Source organism: Pseudomonadota bacterium (assembly GCA_026390555.1).
In the GTDB taxonomy this organism is placed as follows: domain Bacteria; phylum Bdellovibrionota_C; class UBA2361; order UBA2361; family OMII01; genus OMII01.
Map to the genome: position 1 here is coordinate 20746 of JAPLFS010000064.1, position 16694 is coordinate 37439.

The 16694-nt window shown below is 48.2% G+C and carries 13 protein-coding genes; 12 read left to right on the forward strand and 1 reads right to left on the reverse strand.

Annotated features, from left to right (window positions below; translation table 11 throughout):
- Positions 1-3: 3 nt before the first annotated feature.
- The gene (gene gap, locus NTV65_08645; protein MCX6115265.1) at positions 4-1017 is read right to left on the reverse strand and encodes a type I glyceraldehyde-3-phosphate dehydrogenase; all 1014 of its coding nucleotides are present in this window, start codon (positions 1015-1017) and stop codon (positions 4-6) included.
- Between the two features lie 191 nt (positions 1018-1208).
- On the opposite strand from gap, the gene tolQ reads away from it, so the two are divergent.
- The 12 genes from tolQ (at position 1209) to NTV65_08705 (ending at position 16683) form a co-directional block, all read left to right on the forward strand.
- Entirely contained in the window at positions 1209-1871 is a 663-nt protein-coding gene (gene tolQ, locus NTV65_08650; GenBank protein ID MCX6115266.1) for a protein TolQ, read from the forward strand.
- Positions 1872-1899: 28 nt separating this feature from the next.
- On the forward strand, positions 1900-2331 hold the full coding sequence (locus NTV65_08655) for a biopolymer transporter ExbD (GenBank protein MCX6115267.1): 432 nt from the start codon (positions 1900-1902) through the stop codon (positions 2329-2331).
- A 17-nt stretch (positions 2332-2348) separates the two neighbouring features.
- Positions 2349-3218 (forward strand): energy transducer TonB, encoded by an 870-nt coding sequence (locus NTV65_08660; GenBank protein MCX6115268.1) that lies wholly within the window; start codon positions 2349-2351, stop codon positions 3216-3218.
- Positions 3219-3291: 73 nt separating this feature from the next.
- Positions 3292-4602: a hypothetical protein gene (locus NTV65_08665; protein ID MCX6115269.1), complete on the forward strand. Its 1311-nt coding sequence runs from the start codon at positions 3292-3294 to the stop codon at positions 4600-4602.
- A 287-nt stretch (positions 4603-4889) separates the two neighbouring features.
- Positions 4890-5327, forward strand: coding sequence for an OmpA family protein (locus NTV65_08670; GenBank protein MCX6115270.1), 438 nt, complete (start codon positions 4890-4892; stop codon positions 5325-5327).
- Between the two features lie 115 nt (positions 5328-5442).
- A complete protein-coding gene (locus NTV65_08675; GenBank protein ID MCX6115271.1) occupies positions 5443-6150 on the forward strand; it encodes a tetratricopeptide repeat protein in 708 nt (235 codons plus the stop codon).
- 37 nt (positions 6151-6187) lie between these two features.
- The gene (ribF, locus tag NTV65_08680) at positions 6188-7129 is read left to right on the forward strand and encodes a riboflavin biosynthesis protein RibF (protein ID MCX6115272.1); all 942 of its coding nucleotides are present in this window, start codon (positions 6188-6190) and stop codon (positions 7127-7129) included.
- The gene (locus NTV65_08685) at positions 7122-8096 is read left to right on the forward strand and encodes an RluA family pseudouridine synthase (protein ID MCX6115273.1); all 975 of its coding nucleotides are present in this window, start codon (positions 7122-7124) and stop codon (positions 8094-8096) included. Before ribF ends, NTV65_08685 begins: the two co-directional genes overlap by 8 nt.
- Positions 8097-9245: 1149 nt before the next feature.
- Positions 9246-10883 (forward strand): SulP family inorganic anion transporter, encoded by a 1638-nt coding sequence (locus tag NTV65_08690; protein ID MCX6115274.1) that lies wholly within the window; start codon positions 9246-9248, stop codon positions 10881-10883.
- 48 nt (positions 10884-10931) lie between these two features.
- Positions 10932-13895, forward strand: a complete 2964-nt coding sequence (locus tag NTV65_08695; protein ID MCX6115275.1) for a Na-translocating system protein MpsB — start codon at positions 10932-10934, stop codon at positions 13893-13895.
- Positions 13896-13906: 11 nt separating this feature from the next.
- The gene (locus NTV65_08700; protein ID MCX6115276.1) at positions 13907-15262 is read left to right on the forward strand and encodes a proton-conducting transporter membrane subunit; all 1356 of its coding nucleotides are present in this window, start codon (positions 13907-13909) and stop codon (positions 15260-15262) included.
- The gene (locus tag NTV65_08705) at positions 15259-16683 is read left to right on the forward strand and encodes a proton-conducting transporter membrane subunit (GenBank protein MCX6115277.1); all 1425 of its coding nucleotides are present in this window, start codon (positions 15259-15261) and stop codon (positions 16681-16683) included. Before NTV65_08700 ends, NTV65_08705 begins: the two co-directional genes overlap by 4 nt.
- Positions 16684-16694: the final 11 nt, after the last annotated feature.

Here is a 16694-nt window from a genome sequence, read left to right on the forward strand (position 1 = left end):
AGACTAAAGGTCCTTAGCGATTAACTCCGCCACGTCGCACATACGGGCCGAGAAGCCCATCTCGTTATCGTACCAGGCGACAACCTTGGCGAGCCTCTTCTGAACCACCATGGTCGATAGTGAGTCGACGATCGCTGAATGTGTATCACCGACGTAATCAATCGATACAAGGGGCTCAGTTGAGAAGCCAAGGATGCCTTTAAGGGCGTTCTCGCTGGCGCTCTGTAGGGCGCGGTTGAGCTCCTCTGTGGTGACGTCCTGGCCAAGCTCAGCTACAAAATCCACAACGGAGACGTCCGGAGTTGGAACGCGAATGGCGAAACCGTCAACCTTGCCAACTAGCTCAGGGATAACAAGCCCAACTGCCTTGGCAGCGCCAGTGGTGGTTGGAATCATCGACATGCCAGCTGCGCGGGCACGCCGCAGGTCCTTGTGCGGGAGGTCGAGGATCTGTTGATCGTTCGTATATGAGTGAATCGTTGTCATAGATCCACGGACGATTCCGAAGTTTTCTACGAGCACCTTGGCCACAGGAGCAAGACAGTTCGTGGTACACGAAGCGTTGCTGATGATATGGTGCTCAGTAGGCCTGTAGGCGCTATGGTTAACACCATAGGCGAGCGTAATGTCAGGATCTGGAGCAGGAGCTGAGATCAGAACCTTCTTGGCGCCGCCCTGCATGTGTAGCTTGGCTTTCTCCTTTTGGGTGAAGAGACCGGTGCACTCAAGCACTATTGAAGCCCCTAGAGCACCCCAAGGCAGCTTGGCAGGGTCTCTCTCGGCCAATACCTTAATCTGTTGGCCGTTGACCGTAATAAAGCCATCTCCTGCCTCAACTGTGCCAGGAAAACGGCCGTGTACCGAGTCGTACTTAAGGAGGTGGGCGAGGGTCAGCGGATCCGTCAGATCGTTAATAGCAACCACCTTAATCTGCTTAGATTGCTTGTTTGTGAAGAGCTGGCGCACGATGTTACGTCCGATGCGGCCAAATCCGTTAATGGCGATTCCAACGCTCATGGGGACTCCTAAGTATTAGTCAGTTCAATGTTGATCAAGGGATGTTATAACCCCCTCTGAACTAAAAAGAAACATCCAGCCCATGTCTGGTGTGAGTCGTAACTGTGTGGCATGTTTAGGGTGCTATTTTGTAGAGTTAAGGAGTGCCCGTGGACCCAGTGTTAGCGCTAGAACCCCCAAACATTTTGAACATGATATTCGGCTCGGGCTTCGTTGTTCAGAGCGTCTTAATCCTTCTTATTATCCTCTCGGTATGGAGTTGGGCGATAACTATCGCCAAGGTCATTCAGTTTAGAAAGGCCAAGAAAACCTCAGATGAGTTCGCCCAGGTTTTCTGGGATTCACGTAACTTCTCACGTATCGACGAGTCCTCTCGCCGTCTGACAGATAGCCCGTTGGCAACTGTCTTTACCTCCGGCTACCGGGAGCTCCTTCTTACCCTCCAAGAGGGCAAGGACGGGGCTAGGCCCATGAGCACTGATATTGCAGCCGAACTAGGCACGGTTGAGCGGGCCCTCAGACGTACTGAGCTAGAGGAGACCCATCGTCTTGAAAATGGAGTAACGTTTCTTGCCAGCGTTGCAAGTGCTGCGCCCTTTATCGGACTCTTCGGAACGGTGTGGGGAATTATGAACGCCTTTCATGGACTCAGTCAGGCCAAGAACTCAACTATCCAGGCCGTAGCGCCAGGTATCTCTGAAGCGCTCGTAGCAACCGCTATTGGTCTCGCAGCGGCGATTCCAGCGGCGATCGCCTTTAACTATTTTACAGCCTCTATCAGGAGGTTTCGTCAATCGATGGACAGCTTCTCTGAGGAGTTTCTAAACATCGCGCGGCGTTATTTTGTCAAGTAGATTAGCTCTGAACGTTCAGTAGGTAGAGATGGCCAGTAATTTTAGCTCAGATACAGATGGACCGATCGCAGCAATTAACGTTACGCCACTTGTCGACGTAATGCTTGTACTGCTCGTTATCTTCATGGTTACTGCGCCGATGTTGCAGCAGGGGGTTGAGGTTGACCTTCCGAAGGCTACGACCGCACCACTGAGGGGCTCAAGTGAGCAGATCGTAATCTCGCTTGATAAGGCTGGGACTATTTTTATCGGCGCTGGTAATAAGGTCGAGCTGAGCGTATTGCCAGAGAAGATTAAGGCTATCTTTGCCAACAAACCGCCAGAGGATCATAAGGTCTATATCAAGGGCGATGTAGCGCTTGGATACGGACGGATCATGGAGGTTATGGCCGCACTGCATGCAGGTGGAATCACCCAGATCGGGTTGGTTTCAGCGGCGCCAGATGGTAAGGGAGCCTAGAAGGTCAAACGGTGACTGTGAGCGCCTTGCAACATAAACCTGACGACTATCAGCGCATGGGTATAGCGTTCTCCATCGTTGGGCACCTTATCATTGGCTATTTTATCTTTGTAGGGGTTCTTCCCAATATGGGAGAGCTTTCCGAGCCCGTTGTCTATTCGGTCTCAATTGAGGGTGGCAAGACGCTCGGAGGAGCGAGCCAGGTCCCGAAGGATAATAAGCCAAGCGAGGTTGCTCCCATGAAAAACGTCGCTGCCGAGCAGTCACAGGAGCTCAAAGTTAAGCCTGAGCAGATTGAGGATGCGCAGGAGCCAGTTGATGATGCTGAAGTGAGCGTAGCTGAGCCCAAGCCCACCCCAAAGCCAACGCCAAAACCAACAGCAAAAGCTACTCCTAAACCTAGCGCCAAGCCGACAGCAGCTCCTAGCAAGAAAACAGATACTAAGAGCGATCCAAAACAGACAAAGAAGAGTGATGGTGAGGATGTTGATAAGCGGCTGCAGGCAGCTTTACAGCGCTACCTCGGAGAGTCATCAGAGGGTGGCGGAAAGGGGTTTGGCGCAGCCCGTGTAGGCGGCCAGGGAATGGGGGGAGGGGTTGTGCGTCCCCCTGAATTCTTCGTTTATGAGAAACTACTCCGCAGTCGTATTAAGGATGCTTGGCGTTGGTACGATACAAACGCAAGCTTGATAACGCAGGTCTCATTCGAGATCGAGCCTGATGGTATGGTCAAGAACGTAAGGCTCGTAAAGGGCTCAGGCGATGGCAACTTCGATGAATCGGTGATGCGGGCTGTCATGAAGGCTAGTCCACTGCCGAGGCCCCCAGAGAGCGTCTATGAGCTCTACTTTAAAAGCGTGCGGATAACTTTTGATCCAAGGGATTAAGCTGTGCGGGTTGCGCGCAGGACAAGACTAGTGCATTTTTGACATGCTGATCACCCGCGCATAGGAGAGTTCCATGAAAAGATTATTCGTTAATATTATCGCCCTGCTGTCTTTGTCCGCTATTATCCCGGCTCTTATCCCTGCTACCGCGGAGGCGCAAACAGACCTGTACGTGAGGGGGGCTGGGCGGCTTATCCCGCTCGCATTGCCACGGCTCTGTATAGAGACGGAGGAGCGCGGGCCAGAGGGGGAGTTGCCGACCGTGATCGGGCGCGATCTGGATCTCTCAGGGTATTTCGAGGTGCTTGATCAGAAGAGCTACATTGAGACTCCAAGTAAATGTGGCAGGCCAGAGGCCACTACCTTTTCAGATTGGAGCGTGATCGGGGCTGAGGGGCTTGTAAAAGGCGATATCTCGGTTGAGCAGGGACGGGTACGTGCCCGTCTCTATCTGCTCGATGTTCAGAAGCAGATCGTAGTGCTCGCTAAGGAGTACAACGCCGATCTTTCGCAGAGCAAGTTGATTGCACATAAGTTCGCCAACGAGATCATGAAGTTCTATACCGGCACGGCAGGGGCCTTTGGATCTCAGATCTCATTTTCATCCCGAGTGGGACGGTTCAAGGAGCTGTTCGTAATGGATATGGATGGAACTAACGTTAGGCAGCTCACTAATGAGCGTGGTCTTGCGCTATCACCGGACTGGGATCCATCCGGTACTAAACTTATTTACACAAGCTTTAGGAATCGGGTTCCGGATCTTTTTACTCTTGATGTTGCATCAAAGGCGACACGCCAGGTTAGCAAAACCTCAGAGCTCGAGATCGGCGCGCACTTTCTAAACGCCAACCAGATCCTGACATCACGCACAGAGGGCTCTGATAGCGATATCGTTCTGATCGATACAGAAGGGAAGCTAGTGCGGAGGCTCACTCCCCCTAATCGAGCAATCGACGTCTCGCCTGTTCCATCTCCAGATGGATCTGAGGTTGTATTTTGCTCAAATCGGGGCGGAGGCCCACAGATTTATCGCATGGGGATCGATGGCTCTAATGCGCGTCGGATTAGCTTCGTAACCTCAAACTACTGCACCTCGCCGAGCTGGTCTCCTGTCGGGGATAAGATAGCTTTTGTGTGTAGAGCAGACGGAAACTTTCAGCTTTTTGTGAGCGACCCAGACGGATCAAACGCCGTTCAATTAACCAGCTCTGGGAGTAACGAGGACCCTGAGTTCTCGCCCGACGGTAGATATATAGTTTTCGCAACTACCTCATTTGGTGGTGGATACGGAATAGCCCTGATGCGCACCGATGGTACGAATCTAAAGCAGCTTGCAAAGAGTCGAAGTGGTGATTTTGAGCCGGCTTGGGGCCCTATGCCGTAGTATCTAAGGCAAGGATGCGGTACATACACTCAGATATCGTCGAAGCTCTAAGATCCAAGCAGTTACCTTATTGCAAACTTTGGCTTTGTCGAGTATCAAGTAGTGACCACACGGTAGACTGGTTGTTTCGGAAGACAGGGTTGATTAGATTGTCAGTCGTGTCTTTCGGTACGGCCTTATCGGAGGTTTTATTATAGGTGGGTGATTTGCTAAGCGTGATGTCATAGCGCAGCTAGCGAGTCCCGACTAAATATAGATTTAGACAGATAGTATTTCTGGAGGAAATTATGCGAAGTTTAAAAGTTTTAGCAGTAAGTCTGATTGCAGTTCTTGCAACAGGGTGTCATTGCCGCACAGCTGGTGGTCCTGAGAACGTTCCATCACCAAATGCAGATGGTCCACTTAAGGATATTCACTTTGCTTTCGATTCATCTAAGCTCAATGGCACAGCCAAGAGCACACTTCAGGCCAACGCTGATTGGTTGAAGATGAACGCAGGCAAGAAGGTTCAGGTAGAGGGTCACTGCGATGAGCGCGGAACTGCTGAGTACAATATGGTACTTGGTGCTAGCCGTGCTCGCGCTGGAGCAGACCACCTACGTTCGCTAGGAATTCCTGACTCTGATGTTAGCACAGTGAGCTATGGAGAGGAGCTTCCGCTCGATCCAGCGCACAATGAGGCTGCATGGAGTCAGAATCGCCGCGATCACTTCAAGGTCGATTAGTTAGACAGAGCTTGTGGTTGCATGACCGCAGCTTTATATGGACCTTAGAGCCACTGTTAGCAGCTGGCTCTAAGGTCTTCTCATTTGGGGTCTTGTCATTTGGGGGTCGATTTTTATGAGGCGAGTTGGCGTTGTATTGATAGCTCTATTGGTGAACGGTTGCGCCGGCTACGATCTTGGAAAAAAGGTTACCCGATTAGAGCGCAGTATGAACGATATGCGCGCTTTTCAAGCGGAACAGACCGAATCAATTAACTCTATTGATAGTCAGGTTAAGCTCATCTCTGGAAGGCTTGAGGAGCTTGAGTTCTCGCAGAATAAGCGCCTAGGCTCCGATCTTTCGGCTATCAGGGATGATCTCAGCTCTCTTAAAAAACGGGTTCCGCCACCGACAGTAGTTCCAATTGCAGAGCTTGAGGCCGATGAGGTCTGGGCAAATGGGCTCGCCGCAGATAAGGCGCAGATATTTATGGATGCCCTGGGATGTTTGCGTGATGGTAGGTTCGCAGATGCGCTGCCGCTTCTGCAGAATGCAACTGAACATGCTGATACTGGGGATAAGGCCGGAGTCGTATTATTTTGGCAGGGAGTTGCCTACGATGGTTTAAGCGATAATCGGGGGGCGTTGCGCTCGTATGCCGAGGTCGTGGCGCGATTTCCAAAGAGCAACAGAGCTCCAGCAAGTTTGCTTCGTCAGGCCTCAGTGTTGCTTCGTCTGGGTGATAAAGATACCGCACGCGATAGCCTTAAGAAACTGATCAAGGACTACGCCAAGTCATCCGAGGCCACCGTCGCAAAGGAGCGACTGAAGGAGCTTAAATAGGGCGCTGCTCTAGGAACGTTGATCGTTTGGATTGCCCATGAGTTTTGCAAAACGTGTCCGCTTAGCCCGTTATCCACGCGAGCTCCCCGAACAGTGGAGGGGTGCGGCCGTTGCGATCGGAAACTTTGATGGTATTCACCTCGGGCATAAAGCTGTCCTCAGTGCGTTGGCGCAGGTAGCAGGAGATCGACCCAGGATCGCGCTTTCATTCTATCCCCATCCGATCAGGGTGCTACGGGGTGGAGATGAGCCCCGCTGCTTAAGTAGCGTGCGTGAGAAAGCCGAGAGGCTTGCCGAGCTAAAGGTTCAGCTACTGTACCTTATTCATTTTACAAAGAGCTTCTCGCAACTATCTGCGAGAAGCTTTATCGAACAGGTGCTGGTTCGTGCGCTCGGTGCTACTGCCATCGTTGTTGGTGAGGATGTTGCTGTTGGGCGTGGGCGCGAGGGTAACCTTGAGTTCCTTAAGCGTGAGTTGCCGAATTACGGAATTACACTACACGTTGTGCCCCGTTTTGAGCTGGCAGGGGTGCGAACCGGCTCGCGCACCATAAGAGATCTGGTTGGGATCGGGGATATGCGCGCAGCAGCGCATCTGATGGGCTCGCCCTTTACTATCTCGGCCCGTGTTGGTCACGGAGATAAGCGCGGAAGTATGATCGGCTATCCAACCGCCAATATCGCGGTTGGAAAACGGCTCATACCGAAGCGCGGCGTATATGCCTGTTACGTTGAGGTGCTCGGTGCCTCATACAAGGGGGTTGCGAATATCGGTACCCGCCCGACCTTTAACGGACGTTGCGAGCGGCTGGAGGTTCATATCCTAGATATTCAAGCGCGCAGTCTGTATGGTTGTCGTATGCATGTTAGTTTTATTGAGCGGTTACGTGATGAAGAGAGATTCGGCTCCGTTGAGGAGCTAAAGGCTCAGATCGGTAGGGATGTAGAAACTGCTCGCAGGAGTTTAACAGATGTCTAAGTCAACATACCGTATTGAGTATAAAGGGGAGCTTGGACGGCTCGACCGTGTGCTGGTTGCTGAATTAGCAGAGAGCTTGGCCTGCAGTCGTTCGCAGGTAGAGCGTTGGATAGAGCAGGGCAGGGTAACCGTAGATGGTCAGCAGGTCCTTAAGCCAGCGTTCAAGGTCGAGAGTGCTGCGATTATCGAGCTTCTATCGGTCGAAGAGCCCACGACGACTCTGCAACCCCTTCAGTTATCCCTTGAGATCCTTTTTGAGGACAAGCATCTACTAGTGATCAATAAACCACACGGACTATCGATGCATCCAGGCGCCGGCAACGCTACACATACATTAGCCAATGCGGTCGTAGGCCATGTTGGAAAGGTGCAGTTGCAAGTCGGGGAGGCTAATCGCCCAGGGATTGTGCACCGTCTTGATAAAGATACGACCGGTATAGTTGTTGTAGCCAAGTCAACGGTGGTGCATGCCGCACTCTCTAAACAGTTCGCCGAACGCAGCATTGATCGGCGTTATTGGGCGCTCGTATTTAGCACGCCACGTTCTGTAAGAGCTATTCAACAGCAGGATCAAGGCGAGGTGCAGGCACCGATCGGACGACATCCGACTAATAGAAAGATAATGGCAATAACTGAGCAGGGCCGCCCCTCACTGACCCGTTGGCGAGTGCTTGAGAGGTTCTCGCACGGAACGTTACTGGAGTGTGTTTTGCAGAGCGGACGAACTCATCAGATCCGTGTGCATATGACCTCGATCGGGTCGCCGTTGATTGGGGATAAATCGTACGGAGATCTATCAAATCTTCCTAAGGCGTTGAAGGATGCTTCGACTGAATTCGGACGACAGGCCCTGCATGCAGCAACGCTCAGTTTTATCCATCCGATAAGCTCTGAGCAATTGACCTTTAGCGCCCCCCTACCGCAGGACTTTAAAGCGTTGGTTGAGCTGTTTCGCACATCCCATTAATCGTGCGCGGGCCTGTCGTGTTCGGGGGTACGGTTTCGTACTACCTAGATGGCAAGTACCACTGGGTGACGAACGGAGCACATTGGCAGACGGGAGAGAATTCCTCGGCGCAATGTGCGCACAAGTTCGTGGAACCCTTCGATGCCCGTGGATGCCGAATCCCGAAAGCGGTTTCGGGATTTCGAGGGGCGGAGTTGTGCTATCAGTATGGGCCAAAGACATACAATGTGCGAAATGGGGAGACCTATTTTGCAACTTGGGTGTCGAGGGGTGGGCAGATTCAGTTGGTGTGGGTGAAGATTGAAAATCCTTCTCCTTCTCCTTCTCCTGCTCCTGCTCCGGCTTCGATCGAACCCACCCCAGCTGATGAGGTTGAAGTTGCTCCTATGGTGGAAGATCTGATTCCGATCCCGCAGAGAAAAGACATCCCTGCGAGTCCCGGGCCAGTTCTTCCCCCAAGGTAGGTTGCTTAACAGGTTCAGACACGTGCAATGAATTCCATTCATTGCACGTGTCGTTTCTACTCAACTTTCCTATCTTTCTATAGTAATCTTTGCGCTTTGAGAGGGATCTTCAGAGTGATTCAGCCCGCTGTTACAGCATCCCTCGTGCGGTAAGCGATCACCGGACTCCGTCCTTGCCTAAGCAGAAAGCACGATTTTATTTTGAGGCTTAGCCCCTGTAATACTTCGGCACCAGTGACCGCATGATCAATTAGCTGATGGATAGTGCGGAATTTAATTTTAAAGCAGGTTGATTTTTTAAGAGGAATTCAAGCGCCGAGCACGCAGGGATGCTCGGAGCAAAATTCCCACTGAGCGTATCCATCGAGTGCTCTGCGCTTAACTATTAAGCATTGGCAAAAAGGTATTAAATATCTTCGCGTTCACAATAGCTCGTGCGAAAGAAAAAATTATACACAAAAAAAAATAATTATTTCAATAGGTTGCTAGCTGATGGCATTCATCTAGTGGTTTTTATCCATCTCAAAATTTATTAAGTACGTTGACTAAATTTTCTGATTGCTCTTATCATCATAGCGTAGTGTACCAATATGCCGAGCCGTAGCCTGCCGCTATAAGACGACTAGACTCGACCTTAAGGTCTAATAATTAGTTTATTAGTTCTAATCGTTTAGTAAGGAGTTCTATGGTCTCGTCTGTAACGCCAAAAGTGGCGCAATCTCTTCCATTATCTAAAATCCCATCTGATGGCCTGAAAGGTTTATCCGAGAACTGGAAGAGTGATCTAATCTCAGGACTTTTAGTCTCCTTGATTGCGTTACCGCTCTGCCTCGGTATTGCTATGGCAAGCGGCTTCCCGGCGTTTGGTGGTGTTGTGACTGCAATCATTGGTGGCCTTGTGGTCGGGCCTTTGTGTGGTTCGCAGTTAACCATTAAAGGTCCCGCAGCAGGGCTGATTGCGATCGCAATTGCATCAGTTGAGATGCTTGGACAAGGAAATAATTTTAATGGCTATCGCTACACTCTGGCGGTAATTGTCTTTGCAAGTGCAATTCAGATTATTTTTGCTTGGTTCAAGCTAGGTCGTTTTGTGGATTTCTTTCCGGCGTCTGTTGTGCACGGCATGTTGGCGGCAATCGGCATTATTATATTTTCAAAACAGATTCATCCACTACTTGGGGTGAAGGCACTTTCAAAGAATTCAATCGATCTTTTAATTGAGATACCACACTCTCTGGTTACCATGAACCCTGAAGTTGCACTGATTGGGGTAACGAGTGTTCTGATCGTCATTTTTGCAACGACCATCTTTGGACGTATCGCGCGCTATTTCCCTGGGCCGTTACTCGCCGTTCTCGCGGGAGTTGGTTTCTGTCTGTATTTCGATTTTCAGCACCCGCACGACTACAAGTGGTATTCATTGAACTACTTTATTGATGATAAATACTTGGTAAGTATTCCACAGAATTTCTTGGCAGGAGTTACGTTTCCAGATTTTTCTCAGCTGTTTAGTATGACATCACTTCAGTTTGTGTTGATGTTTGCTTTGATTGGTTCGCTTGAGGCACTGCTCACTTCAAAAGCAGTCGACGGGCTTGATCCTTATAAACGAAAAGCCAACATGAATCGCGATTTAATGGCAGTTGGTTTCGGCAACTTGCTCTGCGGATTTGTTGGTGGTTTGCCGATGATCTCAGAGGTGGTGCGTTCTTACGCAAATATAAGCTATGGAGCGCGAACTCGTTGGGCTAACTTCTTTCACGGTGCATTTTTGCTGATTTTTGTAGTGCTCCTTGCGCCAGTGATTCACCTGATACCTATTGCTGCATTGGCGGGCGTGCTTTGTGTTACTGGATACCGTTTGGCTGCACCTAAACATTTCCTTGAATGCAAAGATATTGGTATAGAACAACTGATTATATTTACGGTGACTATAATTGGAACATTAATGACCGACCTTTTGGTTGGCGTGTTCTTGGGCATTATTGCTAAAGTAGTGGTTTGCACATTTTTAGGTGCGCCCATTAAGTACTTCATCAGGCCAGTTCTCGCGGAGGAAGAGGGTGCTGATTCTCCTTATCTGATTACGCTGCCAGAGGTGTGCTCATTTGCTAACGTGATTGGTTTCAAAAGAGCGATCGAACGTTCGCGGGGGCGGGCTGTTACGTGTGATTTTTCTAGGACCATTTTAGTTGAGCATACCTTTATGAAGCAGGTGAGAGAATTGGAGCAGGGTGAAGAGCGATCAGTTAATCTGATAGGTCTCGACAGACTTGTCCCGGTGAGTAGCCACTCAAGCGCAACTCGTAGGATTGTTCGTTGAAATCTAGCAAAATCTAGGAAAAGTCCTTTTGTGCAAAGCTAACCTGTTATGGAACATCAACACAAAGAAGCTGACCGGCTTATCCATATACTTGAAGAAATTGCTGAACTTCTTCCGTCGCAAGGACCCATCGATGTTTTTATACATCACAATACGCTGCATGCGTTTGAGCATCTTGCTTTTGAGGATGCGGTTGAAGAGGCGGCACAGGTTTATGGAGCGCAGGCATTCCTTCCTGAACAACGCTATCTTGATGAATACCAAAGTGGTCGAATAAGCGAACAAGATCTTGAAAAGATAGTAGTTCAACTTATAAAAGATCCTCAAATATTCTGGGGTTATTCAGAGCATGATCTGCTTAAGAAGTTTCTCGTTACGGCTCCACCGGTCGAGAGTTTTCAGCAAGTCAAATGGTTACTAAGAGAATCGGCAGACAGAATCCCATTGCAAAACATCTCAGACAACATTCTTCGAGTCTGGCTTGAGCAGCATGCAAACGGAAGAAAAACTGACGGACTTCATCGCCTAAATCATGAGACGGCTGAAAGTCTCGAAGCGCTTATTAGGGCAGTTCCGCGAGGGGATGATGTAAAAAGCTCTGAAAGATTTATTCTTTGGGCTGCGGTACTTCTCTCTGTGTCTGATGCGTGGAATCATAGTCAACCGCATACAAAGAACATTGAATTTGATATCTGCGAGGAGATGATAAATCCATTACTCATTCGTTTCAGTGAAGAGTACCTTGATCTTGGATTCTCTAACCAGTTAATGCCAGGCAGAGCTCTGGGTATGTTGCCAGCTTTTCTTGCGCTGGTAGAACGTGCGCACTATGCCATTCCAAAGTGGCTGGAGCCGCTCCGATTTGATCTTGAGATTTATCGAAAGCAGGATAATCCTCTTGATCTCCTCAAAGAGCTCCTCAGTGACTTCAGAGTTGAGGAGGTCGAACAGCGGTCATTTTTGCTTCAGGAGGCACTCTCACTCAAAGGATGGGCGGGCTATGTTGCGTTGGTTGAAAATAAACCGGAGATGCTGCAGGACCAACAAGATGAAATTAAACCTAAGTTGCTCGATTTTTTGAATGTGCGACTGATCGTGAAAAAGTATGCGCAGCATTCTTTTTTGTATCGTTCAAAAGTTGCAGAGACGCCAAAAGAGAGCACTGAACTAAAGACCATAGATGCAGTTTATTGTTTTGCATATCATGTGCTTAGTTTTATTTCAGCACAGGGAATTGGGGAATTATTTTTGAGTGATTCAGCAACGGCTGCAGCACTCTTGCGCTGCCTGCTCTCCTTCGATGAAGTTCGCCGCCGCCGCCTTTGGCATCTTGCGTACGAGAATAATTTCTATTCACGAACACTAAATGCTCTCGCACATCATTCACAAAAGATATCGAGTGACATAAAGAGACCCCAAGCTCAGTTTCTCTTTTGTATTGATGACCGTGAAGAATCTATACGGCGACATTTGGAGGCAAGTAGTGATTCTTATCAAACTTTTGGCACTGCTGGTTTCTTTGGAATCGATGCCAACTATACTTTGATGAGCGGTACTTCTGCTCCTTATTGCCCGGTCATTATTAAGCCTACCCATGCAATTCGTGAAATTCCGAAAGAGGGGCTGGAGGTACGACTTTCGCAGTATCGCAAGAAGCAAGAGGCGTGGTTTCGTGTCTCAGGCTACGTTAATCGCGGTTCGGGATCGATAGTTCATAGCCTTGTCCTCTCTCTCGCTGGATGTATATCAGTCATCCCTATGATTTTTGGTGTCATTGCTCCGCGTAGTTTGCAGATCCTCAGTCGATTATTTGGAGGAGAATCAGTGATTCCTCATGATCTAGCGGAATTAAAGCTAGATACTGATATTGCTGAATTAAAGCTTGATTCCGATGGATCCACTGGCTCTGATATGCCGGGATATACGTTGGATGAGATGGCCGAGCGAGTCACAAACGTTCTCCGAGGTATTGGTTTAATTGATAATTTCTCTGATTTAATTTTCCTGATAGGGCATGGCTCGTCGAGCCGAAATAATCCACTGCGGTCGGCGTATGATTGCGGCGCCTGTGGCGGACGTCCAGGGAGAATTAATGCGCGTGCATTCAGCATTATGGCGAATAATCCACAGGTACGAGCCTTGGTTGTATCTCGATTTGGTATCTCCATTCCACAACGGACACATTTTTTTGGGGCATTTCATAATACTTGCAGCGACCAGATAGAATATTTTGATAACGAAAAATGTCCGGAGCTGCTTTTGCCACTACTTGAGCAGGTAAAGGGTGATTTGAAGAGTGCAACCAAGCAAAATGCACTCGAACGTTGCCGTCGCTTCGTCCGTTCACGGGTCAAGAATAGTGATCAGGCTGCCCAAGAGGCGCTTGCGCGTTCATACATGCTTGCAGAGGCGCGACCTGAGTATGGACATGCGACTAATGCGATGTGCATCGTTGGGCCTCGACAATTAACCACGGGGCTGTTTCTCGATCGACGTTCTTTTTTGGTTTCGTATGATCCAAAGATTGATGCTGAAGCGAATATCCTGCTTGGTATTTTGAGAGCCGTTGTTCCTGTTTGTGGCGGTATTAATCTTGAGTATCTCTTTTCTGCTATGGACAATGAAGTTTATGGAGCAGGAACAAAATTACCTCATAATATCGTCTCATTAGTTGGTATCATGAACGGAACTTCAAGCGACTTGAGGACCGGGCTTCCGACGCAAATGATAGAAATACATGAGCCCGTGCGTCTGCTCCTGGTCGTTGTCTGCCAGAGGGCTCAGATTGAACGTGTGATTGAGTCGGAGGAGAATATAAAGCGTTGCTTTAATGGCGGGTGGATTAGGCTTGTGCTCTGGAATCCAGATACGCATGAGTTGGAGTGGAGGCTGCCGACGGGTTGCTATCAAAGATTCGAGCCATCTACGGAAATTCTCCTTCAGGTAAAGAAGTATAGTGACTGGTTTATGGGCAAGTCTAATCATCTTTCATTTGTCGAGATCGCGCATTGAGTGAAATATTTATGAATACCGTTACTCTATCAACAACTATTGCGCAGGCAATTATCGGAGCGCCTTTGTTGGCATTATTTTTTATTATTTGCGATCGTATTTTTCGGCACGAGGTTCGCGAATTTTACATCGAAAAATGCTTGATGATCTCTCAGGCGATCTCAATAGCAGCGGTAATAATCTGCTCTTATTGGGTGATTATAGAGGGCAGGACAATTGAGGTGCTTCAGATGCGAATCTTAAGTTTCTCCACTCAGGATCTGATTTTCTCCTTACGGATTGATTCAACGTCCGTATTCTTTGTCATGATGAGTTGTATTCTGGGCGGAGTTGTGGGGCTTTTCGCCTCTCGCTATCTTCATCGAGATCCGGGCTATTTTCGGTTTTTTATTTTATATCATATTTTTCTGCTTGGGGTGCATGCTATTTTTCAGGGGGCAGGATTGCCAAGCATCTATATTGGATGGGAGTTAATTGGAATTACCTCAGCGCTTTTGATCTCATTCTTTGCGTTTCGTAAGCAGACGGTAGCCAACTCACTTCGAGCATTCTGGGCGTATCGCATAACTGACTCAGGTATTCTAGTTGCAACACTATTGGCGATGCATCAAGGGATCGATCAATTTAATGCAGCGCATTGGCATACACAATTCTTTATCCCTTTTGCATGTCTCTTGTCAGCTATTGGTAAGTCGGCGCAATTTCCATTTGGTCACTGGCTTCCAAAGGCCATGGAGGGCCCAACTCCCTCTAGCGCAATTTTTTATGGGGGGCTCTCGGTTCACGCTGGCATGTATTTAATGTTGCGGGTATCAGAAGTTTATGGCCTTCCGCTGATAGTTGCTGTTGCCATGATAATTATTGGTGCTATTACCTTGTGGTATGGAACCGTCGTTGGCAGAATTCAAAGTGACGCTAAAAGTGTACTTGCCTACGCTTCGATGGCGCAGGTAGGGCTTATGTTTGTCGAAATTGGCCTGGGCTTGAACTCTCTCGCGATTTTTCACTTTGTTAGTCACGCGATGTTAAGAACCTATCAACTCTTGAATGCTGCCTCTTTAATGCACGACCGCTATGCCTTTGAGCATGTGCTTGGACGAGACCAGGTAAAATTCCAGCCCGTGCAGGGAGAGAGAGCTTTTTCTCAATATGCCTACGCATTTTGGGAGAGTACTGGTGGGATCTTTGGCAGGTTGAGTCTTCTGGTATTTGCAGAGTTTCTTGCACGTTCAGTGCGTGCTTTTGAAGAGTGGCTCAGCGGAATTATTCTTGTTGTGGCGCGAAGAATAATTTTTTGGGTGAACCATCCAATCAAAGGTTTCGTGATTACGCTTCACAAAGTTTCAGATAACCGGGATTCTTTATGATTCATAAGGTTTCTCCGGAGTTATTAATTCTATTGTTGGTGCCACTACTGACGGTCATCATTACAAGACTTCGTTTATTTAGTGATCGGAGTCGACACGTCTTTGGCATTCTTTCATGCCTCGCTACAATCTGCTTTTTTTCAGCACTCCTACAAAGCTTAGAATTTGAAGGGACGATACAAATTATCCCATTCCTGTTTCAATTAAGTCATTTGTCAGTTCATAGTGGTATATTATTTAGCTTTGTTTATCTCTTAGTTTATATCGCATTTGGTAAACGTATCTTTGTGACGCAATCAGCTTCGTCATGGGTGCTTATTCAATTGTTGGTTTCTCTTGCGTTGATTAGTGACAGTACATTGGTATTTATGTTGATACTGGTGACAGCTCTGCTGACACACCTCTCAGTGAGTCAAGTGGATGTTTATCAAGTAAGTAAGAGACAAGATCGGTTTATTTTGGTGACTTTTTTCACCGTCGCCGCGATAATTATTAGCGCTCTGTTTTTCGGTGCACTTTATTTCTCCTTGGGAATTGATTGTTTTTCGGTGCTATATCAATCAGTAGGCCTGATGTCGCGTCCATTGAAGATACTGAGCAGCGTTTTCATGATGATTTTCTTGGGGGCATTCCCTCTTCATTTTTGGGTTAAGCCGCTTTTTGCAGCTCCGGCACGTTATGGATTAGCGGTTATTACCCGTTTAAATATTGGGTTTGTGGTGTGGTGTAAGTTGTACCCACTGATCTTTTCAGGAGACGTATTATTGGATAGTTTGTTAACTTACGGTTGTGGGGCGAACCTCCTTTACGCGGCATTTCTTCTTTTTGGTGAAAGAAAATTAAGTCAGATTGTTTCATGTTTGTACCTTTTCCATGTGCCACTTTTAATTTTAGCAGTAAAAGTTAGTGGGACCGAAGGTGCGAGTGGCTTTGCGCTCGATTTTGCAAATATTACGATTGCAATTGGTGGATTGCTGATAATTCTTGGAATGCTCCGAGATAGGCTCGGTGCGGAGAATCTAGATTATGCATCAGGATTGGCGATCTCCTATCCATTTCTGGGTATTGCGTTCTTAATCTGCATATTATCGCTTGTTGGATTTCCGGGAACGCTCGGATTTATCTGCAGTGAAATAGTTTTGCACCATTTTGCCGAATCAACATGGCCAGTCGCAGTGGCATTTATTATTACGTTAGCGCTTAATGGCTATTCGTCTTTTCGCATTTTTGGTGAATCATTTTACGGAGATCCCGCACAGTCTTATCGCAAGACGTTTCAACCCTTGCGCCGCGAGAAAATAGCTCTGGTAATGCTGCTTGTCTTTCTGTTTTTTAGTGGTATAGGGCCGCAGTTTGTTAATTCTGCTTCGATACCGGCATCCGTTTCTGTATCGGGCATCAGTACCCATAGTTCACCATAAAACTGAAGGAT